Below are 26,235 nucleotides of genomic sequence, written 5' to 3' on the forward strand. Positions count from 1 at the left end.
TCTAGCTCAAGGCCGTCCTAGGATGCTGGTTAAATTCCTGTTGAAACCGAGAGCCGATTCGCGATCGCATTTTCCCAGCGATCGCCCATGACCGCAAGACTGGCATTGATCAAACAGGTCTGATCGGAGCTGTAAATTTGTAACTGAGCAGCGGTACCTTCGCCACTCACCGTGCCTAAGACTTGCCAAAAATCACCCAGAGTCTGTTGGAGATAGGCTTCCCAGGTGGCGCTGTGTTCAGGAGCCACGGACACAATAATCCGTGCCCCCCCCCTCTCCAAATAACAGCTCATCCCAACGGATAGGGGCAGGCAGCGCCGTCAAGTGAATCCTTGCCCCTCGTTGACCACTGATGCAACATTCCGCGAGGGCGATCGCCACCCCCCCCTCAGCACTATCATGGGCCGAACCTACCCAGCCATTGCGAATTCCCTGACGGCAGGTAGCCTGTACCCGCAGCTCCAGATCAAAGTCAGTCTCCGGCGGTTGTCCTGAGATTGTTTGGTGGATGACGGCTAGGTACTCCGAGCCACCCAAGGTGACCAGGGGGAGGGTATCCCGATCGCAACTGCCATCCCTTCCCAGGGGAATCCCTAACAAATAGATGCGATCGCCCTCAGCCTGCCAAGCCTGACCACAGATAGATCCCAAATCAGGAATCAGACCCACCATGCCAATCACCGGGGTGGGATAAATGGGCTGAGGTTGTCCCTGGGCATCCACCGTTTCGTTGTACAAAGAAACATTACCCCCCCGTCACTGGCGTCTTCAATGCCTGACAAGCTTCGGCAATTCCTTGGCAGGCGCGCGCCAATTGCCAGTAACCCACGGGCTTCTCCGGACTACCAAAGTTCAAATTGTCCGTGACAGCTAGGGGTTCTGCGCCAACACAACTGAGGTTGCGGGCGGCCTCGGCCACAGCGGCCTTAGCCCCTGTATAGGGATGGAGATAGACATAGCGAGGATTACAGTCCACCGTTGCGGCGACCCCCGTGGGTGGGTGGGGAGCGCTGTCTTCCACAGGGCGCAAACGCACAATTGCCGCATCAGCACCCCCCGGCAACATCACGGTATTATTCTGCACTTGATGGTCATATTGGCGATAGACCCACTGTTTAGAAGCAATGGTGGGGCTATCTAATAACGTCAGCAACACCGCTGTCCAGGTCTGAAACCCTTCTCGGGCGGTAGTAATACCTGTAACACTATCCTCAGGCAACTGGGCGGGTGACCAAGTCCAGGCTTGCTGAGCATATTCTGGCGGCTCTGCTAAGAGTGCTCGTCGATAGAGCGGCGTATCATCTGCAAGGGCTGAAGCGGGGATTTCTGCGGCCACCTGTCCCTGAAATAAAATCCGCACCATGGGTTCGGCAATCACTGTCCCCGCTACCACGGCGTGCAAACCCCAGCGGTGGAAGATCTGGATCAATTCCGCTTCTCGGCCTGCTTGCGCTACAAACAGCATCCGCTCCTGGGATTCTGACAGCAGATATTCGTAGGGCACCATCCCCGACTCCCGGACTGGAATCCGATCGAGATCGAGTTCTATGCCCACGCCCCCCTTGGCGGCCATTTCTGATGTGGAACAGGTTAAGCCTGCTGCTCCCATGTCTTGAGCAGCGATCACAGCTCCGGTCTTAAAAGCTTCCAGGCAGGCTTCAATCAGGGACTTTTCTAAGAATGGATCGCCCACCTGCACCGCTGGGCGATCGGCGTTGGACTGGTCACTTAATTCAGCACTGGCAAAACTGGCTCCCCCCATGCCATCCCGTCCCGTAGTCGAACCCACATAGAGCACGGGATTGCCAATCCCTTGGGCTCCTGATTTGACAATTTCTGAGGTTTCCATCAAGCCCAGTGCCATCACATTCACCAGGGGGTTCCCCGTATAGGCTGAATCAAAGTAGACTTCACCGCCTACGGTAGGAACCCCAACACAATTGCCGTAATGGCTAATGCCCGCTATAACCCCGGTGAAGAGTCTGCGGGTTCGGGCATCTTCGAGGGCTCCAAAACGCAGGGAATTGAGGAGGGCAATCGGTCGGGCTCCCATGGTGAAAATATCCCGGAGGATGCCCCCGACCCCGGTCGCTGCACCCTGAAACGGTTCAACCGCTGAGGGATGGTTGTGGGACTCAATCTTAAAGGCCAGATGCAGGTGATTTCCTAGATCCACAACCCCAGCATTCTCCCCAGGGCCGACTAAAATTCGGGGCCCCTGGGTGGGAAATTGCTTCAGTAGCGGTCGGGAGTTTTTATAGCAACAGTGCTCTGACCACATCACACCAAACATGCCTAATTCTGCCCGGTTGGGATGACGACCCAAGCGACGAACAATTTCGTCGTACTCAGCCAAGGTCAGTTTTTGGGCAGCAATTTCCTGGGGAGAAAAAGGAACAGTGAGCATAGGGTGGGACAGTTGCCAGTGAAGTGCGATGGATGGCCAAGATGTTGTCAGCAAGCTGAATCAACTTAACCAATCAAACTCGGTTCTCTATCGAAGAGTGTATCATTGCCTTCTACCCAGGCATCTCGGTGGCTGCTGGCTGAGATCAAAGCCCAGTCATTGCCTAAGACAATTAGCTCCATCAGCCTCAAAGTATGATGGAGCTAGCCCCCAACTTTGGGGAGGGAATGTATTGGCACCTAATGGTTATGGGGAACTCAAACCTGGGCGATCGCCGATTTGGGTATGCTCTTGTAGACCAAAAATTGCCTCAGGGTGGCGGTAAAACTTGAATTCCAGCAGATTATGGAATGGGTCTACCAGAAAAAAGGTGTGATGTTCCAGGGGTAACTCGGGGAACCGCTGCCGGGGGGGCTGATAAAACGGAAGTTGATGCTGTTGGGCACGGGCCAGCAGGGCATCCCAGTCGTTGCGTTGGGTAAAGACAAGGCCGAAGTGGCGGGGGTAGATGCCCTGCTGGGGGATAATGGGTTCCGGGGTCACATGGGCGACCAGTTGGTGACCGTAGAGATTCAAAATCAGCGCCTGGGCAGACTCTCGACCCGTTTCACAGCCCAGACCCTGGGCATAAAATTCTTTGGTCTGGGGAATATTGCCCACGGGAAAGGCAAGATGGAAAAGAAACTGGTTCATAGTACAGCTGATAAGTAGGGCTGTAGGAGGATTGGCGTTGGTGTCTCTCTCAATTTATCTCCTGAACCCCTGGATCGGCGCGATCGCCCTCAATACGCTCTTCCTCGGGCTGATTGGCTGGAGTCCCAAGAAACTGCTCACACCTACGGGAATCATCCACGCCTGGATTTTGGGGGTCTTGATCTGGGGTAGCTTGGGCTGGCGGGGTTATCTGGTGGTGGGCTGCTATTTTCTCGTCGGATCGGGGGTGACCCGGATTGGACTGGCGGCCAAGGAAGCAGCCGGCATTGCCGAAAAGCGATCGGGGGCACGGGGGCCAGAAAATGTCTGGGGATCAGCTCTGGTAGCGGCCTTGTGTGCCTTGGGGATTTTGCTACTACCCTGGTTATCCCTGGACGCTAAAACCATTGCGCCCCTCTTGCTCTTGGCCTACATCGCCAGTTTCAGCACTAAACTGGCGGATACCTGCGCCAGTGAGGTTGGCAAAGCTTACGGTCAACGGACATTTCTGATTACAACGTTGCAACCAGTTCCCAGAGGAACAGAAGGGGCAGTGAGTCTGGAAGGCACCCTCGCAGGTCTGGTCGCAGCACTGGCGATCGCCCTCCTGGGCTGGGCAGTAGGAATGATTACCCTACCGGACATTGGTATTTGCGTTCTTGCTGCCTTCATTGCCACCAATATCGAAAGTGTGATTGGGGCAACGCTGCAAACTCAACTTCACTGGCTCACCAATGAGATGGTGAATGTCCTCAATACAGCCATCGGGGCGATCGTGGCTGTAGGCATAGCCTGGGTGGGGCATCAGTGGGGACTGTTTTAACCGGAAAAGAATAGAAGCCGATGAGGCCAGATCTACTGGTTCGCTCTGGCATCTCGGACAGCGGCCACAAACAGGAAAATTCCCAGGGGAATAGTCGCCGTCAGAATCCCTCCGGTGATCAGTCCCCCCAGTTCCGGGTGTCCTGAGGTTAACTCAAAGATGGAACCAACGGCTGCGATCGCGCTGATACAGGAGCCAGCGAGGAATATACCACTTTTGAGGGTCATCATGGGATTTAAACTCCCACCGCGATGGGTTGGACTGCTTGGGGCGCGAAGCCCTGCTTCGTCAATTCTTGGTTGAGCATCAAGGTGTTTTCAACGCGATCGACAAACATGACACCATGGAGGTGATCCATTTCATGCTGAATGGCGCGGGCGAGAAAATCCTTGGCTTGTAAGGTTCGGGGTCGTCCCTGTTCATCCTTATAACTGACCTCAATGGCCAGGGAACGACGGACTTCCAAGAAGACATTGGGAATACTGAGACAGCCTTCCATCCCTAATTCCAACTCAGGGCTAGCCTGCTTAATGATTGGGTTGATCAACACGAGGGGTGGGTTGGCGGGTTCTTCCGGATCACAGTCCACCACAATTAATTGCTTGTGCATCCCAACCTGGGGAGCTGCCAGTCCCACGCCATCGGCACTGTACATGGTTTGCAGCATCTCGCGCACCAGTTGGCGGAGTTGATCGTCAATCTTGGTCACGCGCTTGGTAGACTGGCGCAGAACCCGATCGCCCAGATAGTGAATTTCCAGAGGGGGCTGCTTCAACTTCTTTTTTTCGACAAGAACCTCAGACGGCATGGATCTAAAACTCTCAGGATGGGGTACTAACTCGGAACAATTCCGCTTTATTTTACCTTAACAAATTCTGTAGGGTGATCAAACAGCGAGAGACCTAGCAGGCTAAATTGTTATCGGGTCATGTATTCTCAGTGGCTGACACTAAAGCCTGGGGAGGAGTATGGGAGAAACTTTGCAAAAGGGAATTATCGATTTTCCTCTAGAGAATCAAAAAGACTTTGTGCCCTACTAATCATCTGTGCTACATCTTTATTAGTATTTAGGCTGATAATTTCCATCTCTGGGTGTTGTCTCCTGAACACGCGAAAAACTTCATCTGCGAACGCTTGTCCAATCGCTTCTTCACCTGAGAAATCAAAGACCACTACTTTGAATTTATCAACTCTAGCCAGTAATTATCATGGCTTAGCAGCCTACCTCTCACCTGATTGTGAATCAGTCCAAATTAGGTGACCAAAGGATTTTGATCTCCCATCTCTCCAGCACTCTGATCACGCTCCAGTTTTTTAGCCATCTCAAAAGTAGCCGCTTCAAAGACTTTTCTTAGAATCATCAACCCTGACAATAGATTAACCAGTTGTTCGTCGGTTAAATGGTGCATCAATTCAGCAATCTGATCCCGTGTGTGTTCATGACTTTGGTGGAGGTGAGTGGCTCCGGCTGTGGTCAAGGTTAGTTCAACTTGCCGCCGTTTCTGGGGATGCTCTATCCGGTGAATCAAGCCCCGTTGCACTAAGCGCTCGGTCATGGCCGATGCCGTCGCGCGGGTAACGCCCAGATGTTCAGCTAGGTCAGATAGCGATGCTTTGGGATGGATACTGAGAAACGCCAGCACCCGAAACTGAGGCACAGTGAGCAATGAGGCACTCTGCCTCCGCATTTCGGTGCGAATAAATTGCATGACCGGAGGCATGGCTGCCATCAACTCCGTGGCACACAGCTGGGCGGGAATGTTCGGGGTCGAGGGTTCCGAAGTCATGCGATCGCACCGCTCCTGCAAGCAAGTCTCGGCCAAGAGGAAGGGTTTGTGTCAACCCCAACAGAGATTCAATAAAATGTATGTCAGACTAATAGTTAGCTTAACTAACTAAACTGTAACACATTCCTGGATTTGAATCTGGACATGGATCAACAGCCTTTTTTCCCCATGGTTGGATAGCAGCCGACGCTGGTTACTCCTCCTGGGACTGATCTGTCTGTCTGCCTGTGCTGCCCTCGATTCGCCCCCAGGGAAGGCGGGCAAAGGCAGCCCTAACCGTCCGGTTCCGGTGGTGGTGGCCACTGTTGTCCAGCGAACTGTCCCGATTTCGTTTCAGACCACTGGGACAGTGCAGGCCTATGCCACCGTATCGGTGAAGTCCCAAGTTGCCGGACATTTAACGGCGGTGTACTTCCAAGAGGGGCAGGAAGTCCAGAAGGGAGAACTGTTATTTACCATTGACCCCCGCTCTCTCCAGGCTGCCCTCGATCAAGCCTTGGCAAACCGGGCAAGGGCGATCGCCCAGGTGGGTCAGGCCCAGGCCGAACTTGCCCAGGCAGAGGCTCAGGTGAATCAGGCTAGAGCCACGGTGACCAAAGATCTCGCCCAGGCCAGAAATGCTGAAGTCCAGGCTCAACGCTACACCAGCCTGTTGAATCAAGGAGCTGTTAGCCGTGAGCAGGTCGATCAGTTTCGCACCAGTTCTGAGACCCAGAATGCGATTGTGATTGCGGATCAGAGCAGTGTCAGAAATGCGATCGCAGCGGTGGCATCTGCCAAAGCCAATGTCCAAAGTGCTGAAGCCGAGGTGAAGGCAGCGACTGCGGCGGTTGATAGTGCCAAAGTCCAACTTTCTTATAGCGCAATTCGATCGCCGATTGAAGGACAGACCGGCAATTTGAAGGTGAACCAGGGCAACCTCGTCAAAGACAACGACAGTGAGCCTTTGGTGGTTATTAGTCAGGTTCGACCTATCTATGTTGCCTTCCCGATTCCCCAACGGCTGTTACCCGATCTCAAGACCTATCAATCCCAGGGCAAGCTTGCCGTTGAGGTACTACCGGTTAATGACCCCGGACAACCGATGCGGGGCCAATTGGTCTTTGTTGACAGTGGGGTTGATCCCACAACGGGCACCCTACAACTCAAAGCCAGCTTTCCCAATCTGACTGGACGGCTGACCCCCGGTCAATTTGTCAATGTGGTTCTAAGATTAACCGAGGAACCCAATGCCCTGGTGGTGCCCTCCCAAGCCATCCAGACCGGGCAACAGGGCACCTTTGTTTACATCGTCAACCCGGACAAAACCGTTGATCTCCGATCGGTGACTACGGGTGGCACCGTGAAGAACCAAATCGTGATCAAACAAGGTCTGCAAGCCGGAGAGCGGGTGGTGATCGACGGACAATTCAACCTGGTTCCCGGTGCAACGGTGCGTGAGAAACCAGCCCCAGGGTCTGGGAAACCCGAGCCCGGAAAGCCCCGCGATCTCTGACCCATTGCCGCTCCTCCCTCCTCCTGGTGTCCCTATGAACCTTTCTCCCATCTTTATCCGTCGCCCCGTCATGACCACCCTGGTGATGCTAGGGATGTTGATCTGGGGACTGGCAAGTTACCCCCTATTGCCCGTCAGCGACCTGCCGAATGTGGATTTCCCAACGATTCAGGTGACGGCAAACTTACCCGGAGCCAGCCCCGAGACCATGGCGGCCTCGGTGGCGACTCCCCTGGAACAGCAGTTTTCCAGTATTGCTGGTATCAGTTCCATGAACTCCACCAGTGCCCTCGGCAGCTCCCAAATTACACTGCAATTTGATCTGAGTCGGGATATTGATGGGGCGGCCCAGGATGTGCAATCGGCGATCGCTAAAGCCTCCCGTCAACTGCCTGCGACCCTGCCCAATCCCCCAGCTTACCGGAAGGTGAACCCCGCAGATCTACCGATTCTCTATATTGCCCTCAGCTCAAAGATTCTGCCCCTCTCAACAGTGGATAAATACGCCGAAACCCAGCTGGCACAACGACTTTCCATGATTAATGGCGTTGCCCAGGTGAATGTTTTCGGCTCCCAAAAGTATGCAGTGCGGGTGCAGATCGATCCCCAATCCTTGAGTGCCAAAGGAATTGGCATTGATGAAGTAGCCGATGCGATCGCCAAAGGTAACTCCAATCTGCCCACCGGCACCCTCTACGGCCACCAACAAAATTTCACGATTGCCACCAATGGTCAATTAAATAATGCAGCGGACTATCGCTCCCTCACCGTGGCCTATCGCAATGGTGCCCCCGTGCAACTGGGGGAATTGGGCCAGGTGATCGACAGCGTTGAGAATGATAAGGTTGCCACCTGGTATAACGGTACCCGCGCCATCGTCCTGGCTATCCAACGACAACCGGGAACCAATACGGTGGAGATTGTGCAGCAGATCAAAAAAATTCTGCCCAAGTTCCGCCAACAGATTCCAGCCGCTATCAACATGGAGATTCTGTTCGATCGCTCCCAACCGATCAAAGAATCCTTGGCCGATGTGCAGTTGACCCTGTTGCTGACGATTGCCTTGGTGGTGCTGGTGATCTTCCTGTTTTTACGGAACTTATCGGCAACCCTCATCCCCAGTTTGGCCGTGCCCCTTTCCTTAGTCGCCACCTTTGGGATGATGCTGCTGTTGGGATTCTCCCTCGATAATCTCTCCCTGATGGCCCTGACCCTGTCGGTGGGTTTTGTGGTCGATGATGCCGTGGTGATGCTGGAAAACATTGTCCGGCACCTGGAAATGGGTGAAGACCCGATGCAAGCGGCCTTCAACGGCTCGAAGGAAATTGGGTTTACGATTCTGTCCATGACCCTCTCCCTGGTGGCGGTCTTTATTCCGGTGCTGTTCATGGGCGGGATTTTAGGACGCTTGTTCCGGGAGTTTGCAGTCACCATCAGCATTGCCATCCTGGTGTCTGGTCTAATTTCCCTCAGCCTCACCCCCATGCTCTGTTCCCGCTTTCTGCGTCCGTCAAGCGCCAAAGCCCAGGGTTCCCATGGCAACGGTGCCATTGCCCCCCCGGGTTCTCAAAGCTATGTTTCCAAGGTCTCCAAGGCGGCAGCGGTTTTTTTTTCAGGGTCTGCATCAGACCTATGCCTGGAGTTTGCGGCGATCGCTGAAATACCATCGCCTGACCATGATGATCTCTGGTGCCATTCTGATGGCGACGATCGTATTGTTTGGAATCATTCCCAAGGGGTTTATCCCCAGCACCGATATTGGCCAAATTACGGCCAATACCCAGGCCGCCCAGGATATTTCCTTCCCAGAAATGGTGCGCCATCAGCAGCAGGTTGTCGCCATTATCCGCCGTGACCCCAACGTCGAAGGAGTCAATTCCACCGTTGGGGCGGGGGGGCCTAATGCCTCGGCCAATGCTGGCCGGATTTTTATTCGCCTCAAACCTCGCCACGATCGCCCCCTCAGTGCCGATGCCGTTGTGCAGGAATTACGCCCCCAGCTGGCACGGGTTCCCGGTATTAAAGTCTTCTTGCAAAATCCCCCCGCCATTAACATTGGGGGACAACAGACAAAAGCCCAATATCAACTCACCCTGCAAAGCCCTAACTTGCAGGACTTGTACGAGTACGCCCCGCAGTTGGAAGAGCGATTGCGCCAGTTCCCCACCCTACAGGATGTCAATAGTGATTTACAGATCAACAATCCCCAAGTCCAAGTTGAAATTAACCGTCAACAAGCCTCGGCATTAGGACTCACTGCCAACCAAATTGAATCCGCCCTCAGTAATGCCTATGGCACCCGCCAGGTTTCAACCATCTATGCCACCGACAGCCAGTATCAGGTGATCCTCAGTGTTGCCCCCCAGTTTCAGCAAGATGCCAACGCCCTCGACTTACTCTCCATCCGCACCCCCACAGGGCAACTGGTTCCCCTAAATGCGGTGGCGACCCTCACCCGTGACGCTGGCCCCCTGACGGTCAACCACCTGGGACAACTGTCCTCCGTGACCCTTTCCTTTAACCTCAAGCCAGGGGTTGCCCTAGGGAGCGTCACCCAGGAGATTGAACAAACGGCTCGTCAAGTATTACCTGATAGCGTGAGTGTCAGCTTCCAAGGATCGGCCCAGGCCTTTCAGGCATCTCTGAGTGGCTTGGGTTGGTTACTGCTGGCAGCGATTCTGGTAATTTACATTGTCCTGGGAATTCTTTACGAGAGTTTTATTCACCCCCTGACCATCCTGTCCAGTTTGCCTTCAGCGGGGTTTGGGGCCTTGCTGACCCTCCTAGTGTTTCAAGTAGACTTAAACATTTATGCCTTCGTCGGCATCATTCTGCTGATTGGGCTGGTGAAAAAGAACGGCATCATGATGGTTGATTTCGCCATTGCAGCCCGCCACCAGGGTAAAAGTGCCCACGATGCCATCTATGAAGCCTGCCTGGTGCGGTTTCGTCCGATCATGATGACCACTATGGCAGCGCTGATGGGAACCTTACCCATCGCTCTGGGATTTGGGGCCGGGGCGGATGCCCGCCGTCCCCTAGGGCTGGTGGTTGTCGGGGGGTTACTTTTCTCCCAGTTTCTCACCTTGTACCTGACCCCGGTTTTCTATACCTATATGGAATCCTGGCGTAGCCGCTGGCAGCCGTTGAGATCGCCCCTGGCAGTCCAACCACTGGAATCAGAAGTTCGTTGACGGAGCAGCAGGATTACAAGCTCTCCAAATACTTCAATAGATCAGCCATTTCCTGAGAACTCGGCTGAAACTGAGGCATGGGGGGAGTTTTACCACTGGTCACCTGATAGATCAAGGCCACCCGGGACTTGCGATCGGAGACATGGCGAAGGCTCGGCCCCACGTGACCATCAGCCTGTAAGCCATGACAGCCACTACAGTTCATTTGAAAAATAGCATGACCCTGAGCAGGATTACCGGGTAATTCCAGCACACTCTTGACGTAGGGATCAGAAATCCGCACCTGGTGGATGCCGAACAGGATAATGATCGTTGCCATCACCGCAGCTAGCAGCAGCCATGCCACCTTGTGGATCAGAATTTCAGGTTTAGCCAGCTGGTTATCCAAGCAATGCCTACTAAGGAATTCAGGGGTTTTCGCCGTCCATGTCTAATTTAACAACATATCTTAAGAAAACTAGACAGGAGAGGTCGTTTTTCGTCACGTTAGACCGTTAGGATAAGATCCAGATGCATGAAACTGTGCACTTGTTTGAGAGTTATCGGGAGATTGAACGTGGTAGAGCCACTACTGACAGGAATTGTGATGGGGCTGATCCCCGTGACGCTGCTGGGGCTATTTGTTGCAGCTTATCTGCAATACCGTCGGGGTAATCAGTTAGGCCTTTAACCCTAAAGGGTCTGGGATCGGGGAGCTTCTAGCCTCCCCTGTCCTGGGGTCGATAGAAGGTCAAGGCTGTGTTACCGTAACGTTTCTGTCGATACACTATTAGGGGTTCACTAGACACGAGGGTCCAACCCCTAGGTGCATGCTCCACCGCCAATTCACCAGTGTCGGCCAAGAGGTTACAGGTCGCGATCGCTGTGATCACGGGCTGGTAAAGCTCACTGGCATAGGGGGGGTCAAAGTAGATGCGGTCAAATTGCTGACCCCTGAGTTGCTGAATGTGTGAGCGCACATCTCCCCGCAGGACACGAAATTGCTGTTCTGGAGCCGCTATTTGTTGCCAATTGTGTTGAATCACCCCACAGGCTCGGCTCGATTGTTCAATCCCAACCACCAGGGCGGCACCCCGAGCCAAGGCTTCTGCCCCCATGGCTCCACTGCCGGCACAGAGATCTAACCAACGACATCCCGGAATAGTACCCTGCCAAATATTAAACAGCGCCTCTCTCACCCGAGCAAGGGTCGGACGAGTTGCCAGTCCCGGCAAGGTTTTGAGTAAGCGATTGCCGTCAACTCTCAGACTCATAGTTCAACTAGAGGTTTAACGGGTCAGAGCCAGAGAGGGTTGGCTAGCAACCTGTTGGACAAAGTTGGCTAAGATGCTCAACCCAGTGGTAGAAGACTTCTCAGGATGGAATTGGACAGCCATCAGCTGCTCACGGGCGATCGCCGCCGTCACGGTTTGTTGACCGTGGGTCACCATCGCGGCTCGCACCTGGGGATCCACCGGATCGACATAGTAGGAATGGACAAAATACACCCAGGGCTCAGGGGGCAACTGCTGCCAGAGCGGGGAATCAGGTTGGATAATCTGTAACTGATTCCAGCCCATATGGGGAATCGTCAGACCCGGTTCTGGCTGAAACTGGCGCACGGTGCCTGCAATCACCCCGAGGCCAGCTTCCTCCCCTTCCTCACTGCCATCAAACAAAATCTGTAGTCCCAGGCAAATTCCGAGGAAGGGCTGATCACGAGCGATCGCGGCTCGGAGCGGCTCCACGAGTCCCCGCGATCGCAACTGCTGCATGGCTGGATCAAATGCCCCCACCCCTGGTAAAACAATGGCATCTGCCTGCTCCAAATCTGCTGCCGAATGGGTGATGTAAGGAGTTGCACCTGCTTTTTCCAGACCTTTACAAACAGAGTGCAGGTTTCCCATGTCATAATCAATCACTGCAATGACTGCCATGCTGCTGCTCCGATTAGCTGTTTGGAAATCACTCTCTTATTGTAGTTTGATCGACAGTGGGGTTCTAAAGACCACCTGAAAGCCACCTCTCCACATCTGAGGATGCCGATCACAGACGTGCTGTTTGATCCACCGATATGCTTTGCAGAGATCCTGGGAGACCGATGGTCAAACCTGCGTTGCTGACATCCTTTACGACCTGGAAGTCCCATCAACTTTCCAATTCCTCCGATGACCTATTGGCCGCAGTCCAGAGGCAATTCGCAGCAGCAACGGCTCTGCATTTTTTGAGACAATTGCCGATAGATTATCAGCAAGCACCCACCCAAGTCATCTCCCGGATTCAGGAATTACAGCCTGCTTGGGTCATTTGCTGCGGCATGGCTGAGTCGCGATGGAAGCTGAGTGTTGAAACCACGGCCACGAAGGGCCAGCACCAACTCCAGACTACCGTCAATGTCCAACAATTGGTTCAAGATTTACCCATGACCGAAATCAGTCATGATGCTGGTGAATTTGTTTGCAATCGGCTGTACTACGAAATCTTAGCTGCCCTCAGCAGACAGAATCTGAGTGGCCAGTGTATATTTGTTCACATTCCAACCTTAACCCGAGACAACACGGGTGAGGTTTTGGCTGATTTCCGGTTGATACTTCAGAGATTAGGAGTACCAGTACCTCGTTACGTCCTGTGATGGTTATTTTTCTATGATGTTGTTCTTTCCGATCCTCTCCGCTGCCCAAATTCCATCTTCTCCGGCGTTACGACCGGCTCTACCGACGCTGGAACAAGTGCTACCCCCTGTCCAACCGATACCATCCATTCCAGCCACACCGACAACCCCACCACAGTCCATTACACCTCTTCGTCCCTTACTACCCCGTTCCCAAGAAGTTGCACCGATCCAGCCATCGCCTGTGACGCAGCAGATAGTGCCTTTGAGACCCTTACTCCCGAGGTCGCAGCCAACCCAGCCCCTGCGCCCCCTGTTTCCCCTCGGGCAACAAGTCACCACGGGTTCACGGCTCTTACCAACCTTAGACGTACCACTGGCCGACGAAGTTCCCATTCCAGACGTGTTACCTCCGCAAGAAGTTCTCCAGGCGCAGGATGTCCGTCCCCTCCCCGGTCAACTGGATGCTGTGCCTGTTTTTAACAGCAACAGCCCAGAACTCGTCCAAACCCAAGGCATTTTGCTGTCCACCTTTCCCCCCGAGGGGAAAGAGTCTCCCAGAGCCCACCTCAACTTCGCCTTTGATGGCCGCTTTGATATTTTTGCTCACCACCTTGCCCGTGCCAGAATCGCGAGCCAAACCCGGACATTATTCTTGGGGGTATTAATCAGTAACCCCAGTAATCGCCCCGTTGCCATTGATGTTTTGCAGGGAGCCAGCTACCTAACACGCCCAGATGCCCAATTTGTTGATTTGCCCTCCTACGTCGAAGACCCACTGGGTCGGGTGTTTGCAGGGCCAGGAAGTCGGACGATGAATGACATTCTGCGGGGACGCAGACAGGTCAATGTCCCCTCGCGGTTGGTGATTCCACCGGGGGTAAGACTACCTGTTACTCAACTTGCCCATTCCGGTTGGCAATGTGGTGCCCTCTTCCAATGGTCGCTCCACCCTGATGCGACTTGCCAGTGATGGGCCTGTCTATGTTGCCAGTATGGCGATGTTTGCCCCCACTGCTCCGGGGGGGCGGGAACGGATGCCAACTCTAGAAGAGTGGGAAACACTGTTGCAGAAAGGCGATCTGGCAGGCCCTAGAGATCTGCCCCCGACTCCGATGGCGAGTTATGCCAGTGCCAGTCGGGTAATTTATGGGCGGGTAGCGGGGGTTGCCCAAGGCTCTCGCTGGCAGGCAAATCTCACAGATAGTTCCATCACGGCCAATCTCACCATTCCCCCAAAGGGACAGGCCTTTTCCTATGTCTTGAGTACATTGCCCCAGGGTACCTTGGGGACTGGTCAGGTGCAGAGTGCGCCAATGCTGGTTCGCTACCCAGACACCGCCTATATGGCGAATGGCAACTATGGCATTGAGTATAGCCTCAACCTCCCCCTACACAATCCTTCACAGCAGCCAGCCACCGTGGTTTTGTCGATTCAAACGCCCCTGAAGGAAGAACTCTCCAAAGACAAGCTGCGTTTTTTCCAGCCACCGGAGGAGCGGATCTTTTTCCGAGGCCCGGTGCGCGTTAGCTACAACGACGATCAGGGAACCTCCCAGGTGCGTTACATTCATGTGGTACAACGCCGGGGACAGCAGGGAGAGCCACTGGTGAAGCTGATACTCAAGCCCGGTGAGCGGCGGGATCTGCAATTAGATTTACTCTATCCCCCCGATGCAACGCCGCCCCAAGTGCTGACGGTGAGAACCCTTGAAGGGTTTTGAGTTAACCATGCTGTTTTTAGTACCCCTGCTCGCCCAGTCCAGGCCTGCCCCTCCACCTCAGGAAATTCTCCAACCCCAGGAAGTCAGACCCTTACCGGGGCATCTCGATACGGTGCCTGTGTTTAATAGTAATAGCCCAGAGTTGGTGTCGAGTGAGGGAATTTTGCTCTCGACGTTCCCACCGGGAGGGAAACGGGTGCCTGCGGCCCATCTGAATTTTCAGTTTCGGGGGCGGTTTGATGTGTTTGCCCATCACATTGCCAAAGCACCCAATCCCCAAGATCTGCGATCGCTCTATTTGGGGGTGATCCTGTACAACCCCAGCTCACAGCCTGTCACCGTCTCGGTGTTGCAAGCGGCCAGTTATCTCACCCAACCCGATGCCCCCTTTATACCGCTGCCGTCTTGGGTCGAGAATCCACTGGGAAGTGTGTTTTCAGGGCCGGGCAGTCGGGTGAGCGATCAGGTTCTGCGGGGGCAGCATCAACCCGACTGGCCAGCGCTGCTGACGATTCCCCCCCAGGAGAGTCAACTATTGATGAACCTGCCGATCCTGCTGCGGGGGTTAACCCCACCCTTGAATGGACGGTCAACTCTGGTGCGGCTGCGGAGTAGTGGGCCGGTCTATGCAGCCAGTCTGGCTCTATTTGGTCGCCAAAATCCCGATGGCAGTGAACGCCCTCCAACCCTAGTTGAATGGCAAAATCTCTTGGAAACGGGAAACCTCGTCAGTCCCCGCGATCGCACCCCAAACCCCCCCGATCAACCCAGCGGCTCCATTGTCTACGGGCGGGTCGCTGGGGTAGCCCAAGGCTCTCGTTGGCAAGCCCAGATCACGGATCGCCCCAGTGTGCCCTATCTGACGATTCCAGCACCGGGGCAGGCCTTTTCCTATGGCCTTAGCACCCTCAAGGGCGGAGCCTTAGGCACCGGTCAGATTCAGAGCGCCCCGATGTTAGCTCGCTATCCAGATACCGCTTACCGAGCGAATGGTAACTATGGAATTGAGTACAACTTGACGTTGCCCTTACGGAACCGTACTCAGTCACCGCAGACGGTCACATTGACCATGCAGACGCCGCTGAAACAAGACCAATTACAAGGAGGACTGCGTTTTCTAGAGCCGCTGCCTCCCCAGATTTTCTTCCGAGGAACCGTCCGCATTCGCTTTACCAACAACCAAGGGTTACCCCAAACTCGCTATGTTCACTTGGTGCAACAGCGGGGTCAAAAGGGCGAAGCGCTAGCAACGGTGTTCTTGCCACCCCAGAGCGATCGCCTCGTCCAGGTTGACTGGCTCTATCCTCCCGATGCAACACCGCCCCAAGTGCTGACCATTGAAACCTTCAGCAGCGGCAACTGAGAACGGGGCGACCGGCATCTGAGCGGACAACCTGCCTGGAATCAACCGAAAGTAGGCTGCTGCCTCATATCTGAGGGGAAACCATCAGCGGCCCATTCCCTACCCCTGATCCCTTAACTTGCGTTAATATTGGAGTCAGCTATCAATACACCCCGACAGAAAAACTTCCTGTCTAATGACCATTTCATTGAGTTTCATCCGCAATAACAATGAGTTTTTTCGACTCTGAGATTGTTCAACAAGAAGCCAAGCAACTGTTTGAAGATTATCAGTCCTTGATGCAGTTAGGTGGTAGCTATGGCAAGTTTGATCGTGAAGGGAAAAAGCTCTTCATTGAACAAATGGAAGCGATGATGGATCGCTACCGCATCTTTATGAAGCGATTTGAATTAGCAGATGACTTCATGGCGCAGATGACCGTACAGCAGCTCCGAACTCAACTGGGTCAATTTGGGATTACCCCGCAGCAGATGTTTGACCAGATGAACCTGACCTTGGAACGGATGAAATCTGAAATTGAACACAGTACTTGATCTGCCGCTGGAAATGGGGCCGTTCTAGTCACAGTAACCTTTGATCACATCTAGAACAGTGTAGTGATCGAGGTCTGTGTTGGGAGGAACAATCTGGGACTGAAGTGCCATCGACAGTTCCCTGCTTGCAGCGGTTTTTCTTGGGTCAAGATATACACCCTAGATGGTTTGTTGTCACGGGGGAAATTCTGAGGCATCTCGATGGTTAGTCTTGTTTGGGCATGATATGGCCTACGAACGAGATTGTGGTATTGAAATGGCTTATTTAGTAATTATTTATTCTTGGTGTCTGGAAAAAGAATTTGATCACGTGTATTAATTAAGCTTAGGCTTTTTCAGCAATCTAGAACCCGGGAGATCGCTCCTATATCCTCCACCAAAAACTCAACCAAATATTCTCGACTTATTGGAAACCTATTGCCAAGACAACCCGTCTGAAAGAGAGTAGTTTGGAAAATAGGATTTATTCCCATGATGAATCGAATTGCTCCGATTGTTGGCATTGTCATGGTTACAACTGTTGCCAATCCGGTGATGGCTCAACCACTCTTTGCGATTCGTAATCTTTTCCGCGTTGGAGATAATCAAGTTTATCGGCTGCTGGATAGCCTTGAATACCGGACAAATATTTTTCAGAAGAGTCTGGATACAGAGCTTGATCACAGTCGCCTTAATGGCAGCAACCGTGAAGACAACATCAATGCATTTGTTAAAGATTTTGAACGTTCAACCGATCGATTGGCTAGACGGTTCCGAAATGGGCAGGCGATCGCTACTGACGTTCAAGAGGTCTTTGATCAAGCGGTGAAAATTGATCGCCTGATGGATCGGGGTCGTTTCGGTCGTGCGGAGCGGGACTGGAATAATGTACGGAACGATCTGAGAGAACTGGCACGGATTACCTACGGAGCAAGGTATTACTAAAATGAGGGTTCAGTCGTGAGGCGGTCGATGGTCATGAGGAACAGCCGCTGCTTTGGAGCTAGACGACGCTCCGAGCACCACTGCCTGACCAATCTCTAGCGGTACAATGCTGTGGAGATCGCCCTGAATGCAAGGCTCTCCAGATTTTGTTCTGACTTGGTATAGATCCGCAAGGCTGGAAGGGGGTAAGATGATACCTCTTGCAAGGTTGAGTACTTCAGAAGCATGAAATCCTTGAGTGGGCGAGACCTGTTGAGTTTGGCAGACTTAACTGCCACAGAGTTGGTGTCAGTCCTGGAACTGGCAGCTCAAATGAAGGCTGGAACAATCCAAGTCCCCTGTCCCAAGGTACTGGGCTTACTCTTCTCGAAGGCCTCGACCCGGACTCGCGTTAGCTTCTCGGTAGCGATTTATCAACTGGGTGGGCAGGTGTTAGATCTCAACCCCAGCGTGATTCAGGTGAGTCGGGGCGAGCCCCTGGCCGATACGGCACGGGTTCTGGCTCGCTATCTAGACATTGTGGCCATTCGCACCTTTGATCAACAGGATCTAGAAACCTTTGCCCAGTATGCTGAGATTCCAGTGATCAACGCCCTCAGTGATCTGGAGCATCCCTGTCAAATTCTGGCAGACCTGTTAACGGTGCAGGAATGCTTTGGCTCCTTAGCCGGTAAAACTTTAACCTATCTAGGGGATGGCAATAATGTCGCCCATTCCTTGATGTTGGGCTGTGCTCTGGCAGGGATGAATATTCGTGTTGCTACCCCCCCCSAGCCATCAACCTCTCCCCAGCATTGTCGAGCAGGCTCGCACCCTGGCTGGGGGACGCACAGAGGTGATAGTGACGGATGATCCTAAAGCAGCAGTGGCGGGGACTGAGGTGCTCTATACCGATGTCTGGGCTAGTATGGGGCAGGAAGACCTCGCCGACTCCCGCATCCCCGTCTTTCAGCCTTATCAGGTGAATCAGCAATTACTCTCCCTCGCCGCTCCCGAAGCGATTGTGCTCCACTGTCTTCCGGCGCATCGGGGAGAAGAGATCACCGAAGCAGTATTGGAAGGTTCCCAATCTAAGGTTTGGGATCAAGCCGAGAATCGCTTACATGCCCAAAAAGCATTGTTGGCTAGCCTACTGGGCGCCGCTTGAAGTCAGAACATTCTAGAAAATTCCAGAGGGACTAGACAGAAGCAGAAACTTGGTGATACAAGTGTTCCATGTGAAGCCATTTATTGCTCCTCGTCTATGGAACCCCTCACCCATGCTCAAAAAGAACTGTATGACTGGCTGGTTGAGTATATCCGTCAACATCAGTACTCTCCTTCGATTCGCCAAATGATGCAGGCGATGAACCTCCGGTCGCCTGCTCCTGTGCAGAGTCGCTTGGAGCATTTGCGTAAAAAGGGTTACATCAACTGGACAGAGGGGCGTGCCCGTACGATTCGGATTATTCATCCGGCCAACCTGGGAGTGCCAATTTTAGGCGCGATCGCCACGGATGGATCGGTAGAGACCTTTACCGAAGCAGTCGTCCCATTGGATCTAACCTCGCTGTTTCGACAACCCGACTATTTTGCCCTTAAGGTGACGGAGGCCAGCTTGGGAGCGCTCCTGATCGCTGTCGGAGATATTCTGATCCTGCAACCCGTTGCTGATCTCAAAACACTGGCGGATGGCACGATGGTCGTTGCCAAGGTTGAGGAACAGAGAACCATGTTGAAGTTTTTCTACCGTAAAAGTAGTCGTATACTCCTGAAATCGGTCAATGGCATCGACGCTGCCCTGGAACTCCCGGTGAGCCAGGTGCAAGTCCAGGGAGCGCTGGTGGGTGTCTGGCGAGGTTACGGCCGAGAAGGTTGAGGCATCCTAGCTGCTCGGTACGGGGGATCTGTTGCCCGCTCCCTCAGGGTGGAGCATATGGGTTGGCGCGGCTGGTTCCCACCCTGTCTTGCCATGCTCGTTCGACCATCTTGTAGATCAATTCCCCAATGAACTCAGATACAGCTCATTGGTTAGAAGTCAAAATGTCCTGCATGTGAGTGAGAATCGCTATAGCCATCGGGAGAGCGTCTAGCGTGAAGGTTACCCAGTCATTTCTCCAGGTTTTCCAGCGCCGCAAAATGGCGGCGCTACTGCTGTTAGGGTTTTCCTCTGGATTGCCATTGTTCCTCACGAGCCGCACCTTACAGGCATGGATGACGACGGAACAGGTGAGTTTGACCGCCGTCGGTGCCTTTAGCCTGGTTAGTGTTCCCTACTCCCTAAAATTCCTTTGGTCGCCGTTCCTCGATCGCTTCACGCTGCCATTATTGGGACGACGCAGGGGTTGGCTGGTGGTGACCCAGGTAGGATTACTCTTGGCGATCGCCGCCATGGCCCTGCAAAAACCAACCCAAGCGCTGCAATGGTTAGCAATCAATGCACTCCTGATTGCCTTCCTCAGCGCCACCCAGGATATTGCCGCTGATGCCTATCGCACGGATGTTTTAGAGGAACGGGAAATGGGGGCGGGAGCCGCTGTATTTGTTTTGGGCTATCGCGTGGCCTTGTTGGTCACCGGAGCCTTGGCACTGATCTTGGCCGATCATCTTTCCTGGCCTGTGGTCTACCTGCTGTTGTCAGGGCTGATGGGGATTGGGTTACTGGCGGCTATTTGGGCTCCCGAGCCACGCTTGATTGATCAACCGCCCCAATCTCTTTCCGATGCGATTCGCCTCCCCTTGATTGAATTTTTCCACCGCCAAGGTCAGTTCCGGGGAGGGTTCATCCTGTTGTTCATTGTGCTATTCAAGCTTGGTGATGCCCTTGTCAACAATATGGCAACCCCCTTCCTGCTGGCTACTGGATTCACCCAGACTGATATTGGGACGATTCAAGGGGGGATGGGTCTACTGGCAACCATTGTGGGAGTTCTGGTGGGGGGTGCCATCCTGAGTAAAATTGGCATTCATCGCGCCCTTTGGATCTTCGGTGGTGTCCAGGCCTGTAGTAACCTGAGCTACTTTGCCCTGGCTCAAGTGGGGCAAAATTATCCCCTGATGGTGAGTGCCATTAATGTAGAAAATTTTAGTGGAGGATTGGGAACCGCAGCCTTTGTGGCCTTCCTGATGAGCCTGTGTAACCAACGCTTTTCTGCGACTCAGTTTGCGCTGCTGTCTAGCCTCATGGCGGTGAGTCGGGATATTCTGGTGGCTCCGGCAGGTCGCCTCGTCGAAATCACAGGCTGGCCGCTGGTTTTTTCTGATTTCAGTCCTGGCGGCGATGCCTGGGTTATTGCTGTTACCTCTATTTGCCCCGTGGCATTCCCAGCCCCCGAGGCCAGAACCTCTGATGGACGAGGATGGGTAATTCCGACTGACCCAACAATACACCCATAAACCCCGAGAGCAGGAATAAGGCGGAGGTTTTGGAACCCTGGGGTTCGCTGCTAACGCTCCCCTGTAAACACGAGTTGAGCCGGGCCCGTCATGTAAACATGTTGGTCAGCCAGTGACCACTCAATTTCCAAGGAACCACCGGGGAGTTCCACCGTTGCACGGCGATCGCAACGACCCGTTAAGACAGCAGCTACGACCGCCGCGCAGGCTCCAGTTCCACAGGCGAGGGTTACCCCAGCCCCCCGCTCCCAGACTCGCATCTTCAGTAAGTCCAACCCCACGACTTGAATGAACTCCATATTGGTTCGCTGGGGAAAGACAGGGTGGTGCTCAAACTCAGGACCCAAAATTTCCAGGGGAATCGCAGCCACATCGTCTACAAAGACAATGCAGTGAGGGTTGCCCATACTGACACAGGTGACCTGCCAGATCTGATCGGCAACCTGCAACGGCTGATCGGTTACCTTTTGATCCGCAGCGACGAGGGTGGTGGGAATTTCTGCCGCCAGCAATCGCGGTGTCCCCATGTCAACGGTGACTTGCCCCTGGGGATGGATTTGGGGGATGATCACCCCCGCCAGGGTTTGAATTCGATAGCTAAGTACTTGGACATTCCCTTGCTTCCCCTCTAGGGTGGAAAGAAACTGAGCCAAACAGCGAATGCCATTACCGCACATTTCAGGCTCAGATCCATCTGAGTTAAAGATGCGCATGGTGTAGTCGCTGTCAATCTGGCCGGGGAGGGCAAAAATCACCCCGTCTGCCCCAATGCCAAAGTGGCGATCGCACCACTCAATGGCTTGGGCAGGAGTCAAGCTAGGCTCCGGGCTGTGGCGATTATCAATCAGGATAAAGTCATTGCCTAAGCCATGATATTTCGCAAAGGGAATTGCCATTGCACCGCTACCCAACAACAGTTATGGATTGTAACAAAATTGCTCAGACAACGACATTAACCCACCCAGAAATGCCCATGGAAAGGCTATCTGTCCTGGGCGGGGGGAGAATCCAGTCCCCGATCAATTCCGGGCTAGGCACAGTTAAAGTAGGCTAAATCTAGAACCTGTCACTTGAGGGAAGCATCTATGTCTTTATCAGTCGAGGCGGAAGCAGGCTTACCCAGCATTCGCCAAATTCTCAAACTAATTCGAGAGAGCAAAGAAGTAGAAGTGAAGCTGATGACCAATGATCAGCTCCATGGCAAGATGCTCTGGCAAGATGCCAATTGTATTTGCTTAGAGAATAGTAACGATCATCAGCAAACGCTGATCTGGCGACAGGCGATCGCCTATGTCAAACCACACTGAGGCGGCCAGTTCCCATCCTGTGCAAATTAGACGTAGCACTTAACCTGATGCCAGTTCTGATGGGCATCCAGGCAATAGTAGCAACCGTCAAACCAGGTGCAGTAAGTATAGTCAAGTTCTACATCCCGACTCTTCGCAGGCTCATCAGAGCCCAGAAACTCGACAACTTCGTGCTTGCGATCCGGAGTCCCCTGGACAGACATCTTGAACAAGACTTTTTGGACAGACTCAGGAATATATTGACAATACTGAACCGACATTGACAGTCACTCCTTCTAAGGTCATGGGGTCGGGCACTGCGTTCAAGACCCGTGGGGGTAGTGCATTCCTCAGAACCTCGGAGGGTATACAAAACCCCAATGTTGGACATTGAGTTGCAGTCTTCCAGACAAACAACACCCTACTTTTACCATTTAAAAAAACTGATGGCACCCATAACCTTAACCCTACTTAATGCTGACTCAAATCCATCAGCTATGCTGGATACTTGCTGGCAACTGTTCTACTTTCAGGGCAGATAGCACGGGGGGGGTCTGCCGCTGGATGGGCCACAAAGTAACCCTGCAACCATTGACAGCTCCGTGTCAAAAGTTGATCCAATCCTCCCCCCCGCCACAGCCGGATAGTATCGTCCTGTCCCACACTCACAAGAGATTGTCCATCGGGGCTAAAACTCAGGCTGTAAACTGCCCCCTGATGTCCGTCCAGTTGAGCCACAGGTTGACCTGTGAGGGTCCAGACACGAACGGTGCCATCTTGACCTGCCGTTGCCAGCCGTTGCCCATCGGGACTAAAACTCACAGTTAAAATACCACTGGGGTGACTTCTAAACTTTGCAATTTCCTGACCCCGTAGCGTCCACAGATGTACTGTGCCATCCTTGCCAGCCGTGGCTAACTGCTGCCCATCAGGACTAAAGCTGACGCTCGCCAGCCACCCCTGGCCTGCATTGAAGCTCGCTAGGGATTGACCCTGTAAATTCCACAGATGAACGCGACTATCTTTGCCGACGGAGGCTAGTTTTTGCCCATCGGGGCTAAAGCTAACGCTCCAGGCTGGCCCTTGGTGGCCTCGAAAGGTTGTGAGTAGCTGTCCCTTAAGATCCCAGAGTTTGGCACTACCATCTTTGCCGACGGAGGCTAGTTTTTGCCCATCGGGGCTGAAACTAATGCTGTAGATACTGTCCTGATGTCCCTGAATGCGGCGCTGCTCCTGCCCCTGCAGATTCCAGAATCGCATCGTCCCATCCTGCCCTGCCGTCGCTAGCTGCTGCCCATCGGGGCGAAAGGCTACGCTGTTGACACCGCCGCTGTGACCGAGTAACTTTGCCAGTTCCTGCCCCTGCAGATTCCAGAGCCGAGCCACGCCATCTTTGCCACCGGTCAGTAACTGTTGGCCGTTGGGACTGAAGGAGACACTCCATGTCCCCAGATGCTTCCCTTGCCACTGCTGACCGAGAGGTCTGGAAAAGTCCCACAGCCGAATCGTGCCATCCAGGCCTGTCGTGACCAGATGTTGGCTGTTGGGACTGAAGCTGACACTGCCAATCAGACCTTCGTGTCCCCGCAGGACGGCCAGTTGTTGCCCAGTTAAATCCCAGAGACGCACGGTGCTGTCTTCGCCGACGGTGACGAGGCGTTGTCCATTAGGGCTGAAACTGACACTGTAAAGAGGGGTCTGACTGCCGCGCCACTGATTGAGTTGTTGGCCCTGCAAGTTCCAAATTTGCACAATGCCGTCCTCACTTACTGTGACAAGTTGTTGCCCATTGGGGCTAAAACTGACACTATTCAGACCTCGGATTTGGTTGAGATGCCCATGCCACTGTCGGAAGAGTTGCCCCGATAGGCTCCAGAGTTTGACGGTGCCGTTGCTGCCAGCGGTTGCCAATTGTTGCCCATGGGGACTGAAGCTGACACTGTTCACCGATCCTTGCTGTGTCTGAAATTGCTGGCGTCTTCTGCCTGAGAGATCCCAAAGGCTAACCGTGCCGTCTGTGGCTGCCGTTACCAGAGATTGTCCATTGGGGCTGAAACGGAGACTGTTGATCGGACTTGCAGCCGGATTTTCCGCTGTAAGTTGGCGGCCAGATCGATCCCAGACTCGTAGGTTGCCCTTCTCATTAGTAGTGGCCAAGTGTTGACCATCGGGACTGAGGGCCAGTCGGCTAATCCCGTCCGTGGAGGCTAAAAACTTGAACAGTAGTTGGCCTGTGAGTGTCCAAACCCGCACCGTCCCATCTCCCCCTCCAGTGATTAAGGTTTGGCCGTCGGGACTAAAGCTACTGCTAGAGATGCTCCCCTGCTCTCCCTCCCACTGGTTGCGCTCGTGGATGTTATCCAGAATCGTTTGTAAAACCAGAAGCGGCTTTGTGGTGGGATAGGTCTCTAAGCGTTGGTAGGGCTTGAGCAGGGATTTCAAGACTTGTGCCGATTGGATAGCGCTGAGGAGGGCTTCGATTTCACTGGCTTGAAATTGTTGGAGATTGAGCACCCCAGCCTGCTCCAGCTCTAGACTGACCCGGGACGTTTGCAAGTCTTTCGTGGTCCGAACCACAATAGCGATCGCCACCACGGTCACAGCCGAAACCAAGCCAAGACCGACAAAAGCTCCCCGCAAAATCCCCATGGCTTTGAACTGAGCCTGGGTCAAGATTTCATTGGCTTCTTCCGCTGTCTGCTTGGCTCGCCGCTCCGCCGCAAGGGTCAGTTGCACCTCACGATTTTCTAAATCCTGACTGGCATTGAGAAATTGGTAGTCTTGATCACTGAGACTCTTGTTGGTCGCCCAACTCAGGGCATCTCGCAGTGCCTGCCCTCGCAGTAATCGGGACTCATCAGCACCATTGGTTACCAACCAACTCTGAAACGCTTCGGCGTAAGGGCGCAGGCTCGCAAGTTCCCGCTCCACCCATTCCAGGGTAAAGAGAGCCGCATAGATGCGATTGTGAACTCGAATCACACCTTGATCTAAGACCACCAGTCCAGACAGCCGCAATTCCATCTGTTCGGTGCTGTCGTTGGTCGGCATATCTCCCTGACGTAGCAGGTGTTGATAGAGTCCCAGCAACCGTCCGGTACGCTGTTGATCCTTGAGCAGACGGTTACGAATGGTTTTTAGGTGCTCGGGTTCATCCTGGGCTTCCCAGTTGTCTAAAACTTGGGTTTGGATCAATCCTGCTACAGCGGCGGATTCTTCCCCTAGCGGAATCCAATGCCAGGTGTAGAGAATCAATTTGCACAATTTTTGGGTGAGAAAGGGCTGACCACCTGTCCAGTCAAGAATCGATTGCAGCACGATCTTGGGCTGAGCAGCTTTGCTCACAAGTCCATCGGCGAGGGGCTGGACTTCACCGATCTGAAACCCCTGAAGTTGGATGGCTCGCCCAATGTTGAAGGGGGTACGGTGCTTATCTTGAATCAGACTGGAAGGGGTAGCAACGCCAAACAGAGCAAAGGTGAGACGGCGATCGCCCTTTTGGTCTGCCCGGTCGTTATAAATGGAGCGAATCCAGGCGAAAAAATCATCAATGGGGAAGTTCAAACTCAGAACACTGTCAATTTCATCAATAAAAATGACCATATTTTGGGTCATCTGCTTGAGTAAAACACTGTCCACAAAATCGCTTAAGCGCTGGACAGGGCTTAGCAGATGCCGATCTCGCCACCAGGAACGCAGGTCAAAGCGATCGCCCAAGGCAAAGGTATTTACCAAGGCTCCCAGAAGGCTGGCATACCACTGATCGGGGGAAATATTTTGGCTGCCAATTTTAGTGATGTCGATGGCGGCACAGGCAATCCCGGCAGCTTGGAGACGTTGCATTGTGTGGACTCGCAGACTCGATTTCCCCATCTGGCGGGAGTTGAGCACATAGCAGAATTCCCCGGCCTGCAAAGCCTCATAGAGATCTTGATCCGCCTGTCGCACAACATAGGTAGCAGCATCAATGGGCAGACTGCCACCGACCTGGTACTGATCCACCATGGGAGACGGCAACGGCGATCGCGTCATCCTGATCTC

Annotated in this window: 23 protein-coding genes and 4 pseudogenes; 13 read left to right on the plus strand and 14 right to left on the minus strand. The window is 53.6% G+C overall.

Going from position 1 to position 26,235, the window contains the following annotated elements; genetic code table 11:
- Positions 1–29 precede the first annotated feature (29 nt).
- From DO97_RS28660 to DO97_RS05380, 4 genes are all read right to left on the minus strand, one after another.
- On the minus strand, positions 30–248 hold the full coding sequence (locus DO97_RS28660; RefSeq protein ID WP_338038327.1) for a hypothetical protein: 219 nt from the start codon (positions 246–248) through the stop codon (positions 30–32).
- Positions 238–738, minus strand: a complete 501-nt coding sequence (locus tag DO97_RS28665) for an AIR synthase-related protein (protein ID WP_338038328.1) — start codon at positions 736–738, stop codon at positions 238–240. Before DO97_RS28665 ends, DO97_RS28660 begins: the two co-directional genes overlap by 11 nt.
- Before the next feature lie 7 nt (positions 739–745).
- On the minus strand, positions 746–2,407 hold the full coding sequence (gene purL, locus DO97_RS05375; RefSeq protein WP_338038329.1) for a phosphoribosylformylglycinamidine synthase subunit PurL: 1,662 nt from the start codon (positions 2,405–2,407) through the stop codon (positions 746–748).
- Between the two features lie 246 nt (positions 2,408–2,653).
- Positions 2,654–3,100: a VOC family protein gene (locus tag DO97_RS05380; RefSeq protein WP_036531592.1), complete on the minus strand. Its 447-nt coding sequence runs from the start codon at positions 3,098–3,100 to the stop codon at positions 2,654–2,656.
- A 40-nt stretch (positions 3,101–3,140) separates the two neighbouring features.
- Between DO97_RS05380 and DO97_RS05385 the strand changes: the two genes are divergently transcribed.
- Positions 3,141–3,923, plus strand: a complete 783-nt coding sequence (locus tag DO97_RS05385) for a TIGR00297 family protein (RefSeq protein ID WP_156120455.1) — start codon at positions 3,141–3,143, stop codon at positions 3,921–3,923.
- A gap of 32 nt (positions 3,924–3,955) precedes the next feature.
- Here DO97_RS05385 and DO97_RS05390 read toward each other — a convergent pair whose 3' ends face one another.
- From DO97_RS05390 to DO97_RS05405, 4 genes are all read right to left on the minus strand, one after another.
- Entirely contained in the window at positions 3,956–4,150 is a 195-nt protein-coding gene (locus DO97_RS05390) for a hypothetical protein (RefSeq protein WP_036531682.1), read from the minus strand.
- Positions 4,151–4,158: 8 nt separating this feature from the next.
- Complete coding sequence (gene def, locus DO97_RS05395) at positions 4,159–4,731, minus strand: peptide deformylase (RefSeq protein ID WP_036531595.1); 573 nt, start codon at positions 4,729–4,731, stop codon at positions 4,159–4,161.
- Between the two features lie 185 nt (positions 4,732–4,916).
- Positions 4,917–5,123, minus strand: coding sequence for an STAS-like domain-containing protein (locus DO97_RS30080; RefSeq protein WP_081980634.1), 207 nt, complete (start codon positions 5,121–5,123; stop codon positions 4,917–4,919).
- A gap of 53 nt (positions 5,124–5,176) precedes the next feature.
- Positions 5,177–5,746, minus strand: coding sequence for a MarR family winged helix-turn-helix transcriptional regulator (locus DO97_RS05405; protein WP_239651485.1), 570 nt, complete (start codon positions 5,744–5,746; stop codon positions 5,177–5,179).
- A gap of 136 nt (positions 5,747–5,882) precedes the next feature.
- On the opposite strand from DO97_RS05405, the gene DO97_RS05410 reads away from it, so the two are divergent.
- Complete coding sequence (locus tag DO97_RS05410; RefSeq protein ID WP_204368493.1) at positions 5,883–7,205, plus strand: efflux RND transporter periplasmic adaptor subunit; 1,323 nt, start codon at positions 5,883–5,885, stop codon at positions 7,203–7,205.
- Between the two features lie 34 nt (positions 7,206–7,239).
- A pseudogene (locus DO97_RS30785) lies at positions 7,240–10,399 on the plus strand (efflux RND transporter permease subunit).
- Between the two features lie 13 nt (positions 10,400–10,412).
- On the opposite strand, the gene DO97_RS05425 reads toward DO97_RS30785, so the two are convergent.
- Positions 10,413–10,787, minus strand: coding sequence for a c-type cytochrome (locus tag DO97_RS05425; protein WP_036531598.1), 375 nt, complete (start codon positions 10,785–10,787; stop codon positions 10,413–10,415).
- A gap of 168 nt (positions 10,788–10,955) precedes the next feature.
- Between DO97_RS05425 and petG the strand changes: the two genes are divergently transcribed.
- Positions 10,956–11,069, plus strand: coding sequence for a cytochrome b6-f complex subunit V (petG, locus tag DO97_RS05430; RefSeq protein ID WP_036531692.1), 114 nt, complete (start codon positions 10,956–10,958; stop codon positions 11,067–11,069).
- Positions 11,070–11,097: 28 nt separating this feature from the next.
- Here the strand turns inward: petG and rsmD are convergent, their stop codons facing one another.
- Complete coding sequence (rsmD, locus tag DO97_RS05435) at positions 11,098–11,652, minus strand: 16S rRNA (guanine(966)-N(2))-methyltransferase RsmD (protein ID WP_036531600.1); 555 nt, start codon at positions 11,650–11,652, stop codon at positions 11,098–11,100.
- 15 nt (positions 11,653–11,667) lie between these two features.
- The gene (gene hisH / locus DO97_RS05440; RefSeq protein WP_036531601.1) at positions 11,668–12,315 is read right to left on the minus strand and encodes an imidazole glycerol phosphate synthase subunit HisH; all 648 of its coding nucleotides are present in this window, start codon (positions 12,313–12,315) and stop codon (positions 11,668–11,670) included.
- Between the two features lie 164 nt (positions 12,316–12,479).
- Here hisH and DO97_RS05445 point away from each other — a divergent pair, with 164 nt between their 5' ends.
- The 8 genes and pseudogenes from DO97_RS05445 (at position 12,480) to DO97_RS05480 (ending at position 20,879) form a co-directional block, all read left to right on the plus strand.
- Positions 12,480–13,010 carry a pyroglutamyl-peptidase I family protein gene (locus tag DO97_RS05445; protein WP_036531603.1) on the plus strand — a complete coding sequence of 177 codons (531 nt, stop codon included), beginning with the start codon at positions 12,480–12,482 and terminating at the stop codon, positions 13,008–13,010.
- A 292-nt stretch (positions 13,011–13,302) separates the two neighbouring features.
- Positions 13,303–14,713, plus strand: a pseudogene (locus tag DO97_RS30790) (DUF3370 domain-containing protein).
- Between the two features lie 7 nt (positions 14,714–14,720).
- Positions 14,721–16,076, plus strand: a complete 1,356-nt coding sequence (locus DO97_RS05455; RefSeq protein WP_036531693.1) for a DUF3370 domain-containing protein — start codon at positions 14,721–14,723, stop codon at positions 16,074–16,076.
- Positions 16,077–16,285: 209 nt separating this feature from the next.
- On the plus strand, positions 16,286–16,609 hold the full coding sequence (locus DO97_RS05460) for a DUF1825 family protein (protein ID WP_036531604.1): 324 nt from the start codon (positions 16,286–16,288) through the stop codon (positions 16,607–16,609).
- Between the two features lie 471 nt (positions 16,610–17,080).
- Complete coding sequence (locus tag DO97_RS05465) at positions 17,081–17,533, plus strand: hypothetical protein (RefSeq protein WP_036531606.1); 453 nt, start codon at positions 17,081–17,083, stop codon at positions 17,531–17,533.
- A 225-nt stretch (positions 17,534–17,758) separates the two neighbouring features.
- Positions 17,759–18,680, plus strand: a pseudogene (gene argF, locus DO97_RS05470) (ornithine carbamoyltransferase).
- Between the two features lie 96 nt (positions 18,681–18,776).
- Positions 18,777–19,391 (plus strand): transcriptional repressor LexA, encoded by a 615-nt coding sequence (gene lexA / locus DO97_RS05475; protein ID WP_036531608.1) that lies wholly within the window; start codon positions 18,777–18,779, stop codon positions 19,389–19,391.
- 260 nt (positions 19,392–19,651) lie between these two features.
- A pseudogene (locus DO97_RS05480) lies at positions 19,652–20,879 on the plus strand (AmpG family muropeptide MFS transporter).
- 79 nt (positions 20,880–20,958) lie between these two features.
- Here the strand turns inward: DO97_RS05480 and dapF are convergent.
- Positions 20,959–21,804: a diaminopimelate epimerase gene (gene dapF, locus DO97_RS05485; RefSeq protein WP_036531609.1), complete on the minus strand. Its 846-nt coding sequence runs from the start codon at positions 21,802–21,804 to the stop codon at positions 20,959–20,961.
- A gap of 189 nt (positions 21,805–21,993) precedes the next feature.
- Between dapF and DO97_RS05490 the strand changes: the two genes are divergently transcribed.
- A complete protein-coding gene (locus DO97_RS05490) occupies positions 21,994–22,215 on the plus strand; it encodes an Hfq-related RNA-binding protein (protein WP_036531611.1) in 222 nt (73 codons plus the stop codon).
- 26 nt (positions 22,216–22,241) lie between these two features.
- Here the strand turns inward: DO97_RS05490 and DO97_RS05495 are convergent, their stop codons facing one another.
- Positions 22,242–22,475, minus strand: a complete 234-nt coding sequence (locus DO97_RS05495) for a hypothetical protein (protein ID WP_036531613.1) — start codon at positions 22,473–22,475, stop codon at positions 22,242–22,244.
- A gap of 214 nt (positions 22,476–22,689) precedes the next feature.
- The gene (locus DO97_RS05500) at positions 22,690–26,226 is read right to left on the minus strand and encodes an AAA-like domain-containing protein (RefSeq protein WP_052128430.1); all 3,537 of its coding nucleotides are present in this window, start codon (positions 26,224–26,226) and stop codon (positions 22,690–22,692) included.
- Positions 26,227–26,235 lie beyond the last annotated feature (9 nt).

The organism is Neosynechococcus sphagnicola sy1 (assembly GCF_000775285.1).
In the GTDB taxonomy this organism is placed as follows: domain Bacteria; phylum Cyanobacteriota; class Cyanobacteriia; order Neosynechococcales; family Neosynechococcaceae; genus Neosynechococcus; species Neosynechococcus sphagnicola.

Bases quoted from the DNA above. Each gene is read 5' to 3' on its own strand.
- purL (WP_338038329.1), bottom strand. From the start codon at position 2,407: ATGCTCACTGTTCCTTTTTCTCCCCAGGAAATTGCTGCCCAAAAACTG.
- DO97_RS05445 (WP_036531603.1), top strand. From the start codon at position 12,480: ATGGTCAAACCTGCGTTGCTGACATCCTTTACGACCTGGAAGTCCCAT.
- lexA (WP_036531608.1), top strand. From the start codon at position 18,777: ATGGAACCCCTCACCCATGCTCAAAAAGAACTGTATGACTGGCTGGTT.
- rsmD (WP_036531600.1), bottom strand. From the start codon at position 11,652: ATGAGTCTGAGAGTTGACGGCAATCGCTTACTCAAAACCTTGCCGGGA.
- DO97_RS05495 (WP_036531613.1), bottom strand. From the start codon at position 22,475: ATGTCGGTTCAGTATTGTCAATATATTCCTGAGTCTGTCCAAAAAGTC.
- DO97_RS05490 (WP_036531611.1), top strand. From the start codon at position 21,994: ATGTCTTTATCAGTCGAGGCGGAAGCAGGCTTACCCAGCATTCGCCAA.
- DO97_RS05500 (WP_052128430.1), bottom strand. From the start codon at position 26,226: ATGACGCGATCGCCGTTGCCGTCTCCCATGGTGGATCAGTACCAGGTC.
- DO97_RS05465 (WP_036531606.1), top strand. From the start codon at position 17,081: ATGATGAATCGAATTGCTCCGATTGTTGGCATTGTCATGGTTACAACT.
- dapF (WP_036531609.1), bottom strand. From the start codon at position 21,804: ATGGCAATTCCCTTTGCGAAATATCATGGCTTAGGCAATGACTTTATC.
- DO97_RS05380 (WP_036531592.1), bottom strand. From the start codon at position 3,100: ATGAACCAGTTTCTTTTCCATCTTGCCTTTCCCGTGGGCAATATTCCC.
- DO97_RS05455 (WP_036531693.1), top strand. From the start codon at position 14,721: ATGCTGTTTTTAGTACCCCTGCTCGCCCAGTCCAGGCCTGCCCCTCCA.
- DO97_RS05460 (WP_036531604.1), top strand. From the start codon at position 16,286: ATGAGTTTTTTCGACTCTGAGATTGTTCAACAAGAAGCCAAGCAACTG.
- DO97_RS05390 (WP_036531682.1), bottom strand. From the start codon at position 4,150: ATGACCCTCAAAAGTGGTATATTCCTCGCTGGCTCCTGTATCAGCGCG.
- hisH (WP_036531601.1), bottom strand. From the start codon at position 12,315: ATGGCAGTCATTGCAGTGATTGATTATGACATGGGAAACCTGCACTCT.
- def (WP_036531595.1), bottom strand. From the start codon at position 4,731: ATGCCGTCTGAGGTTCTTGTCGAAAAAAAGAAGTTGAAGCAGCCCCCT.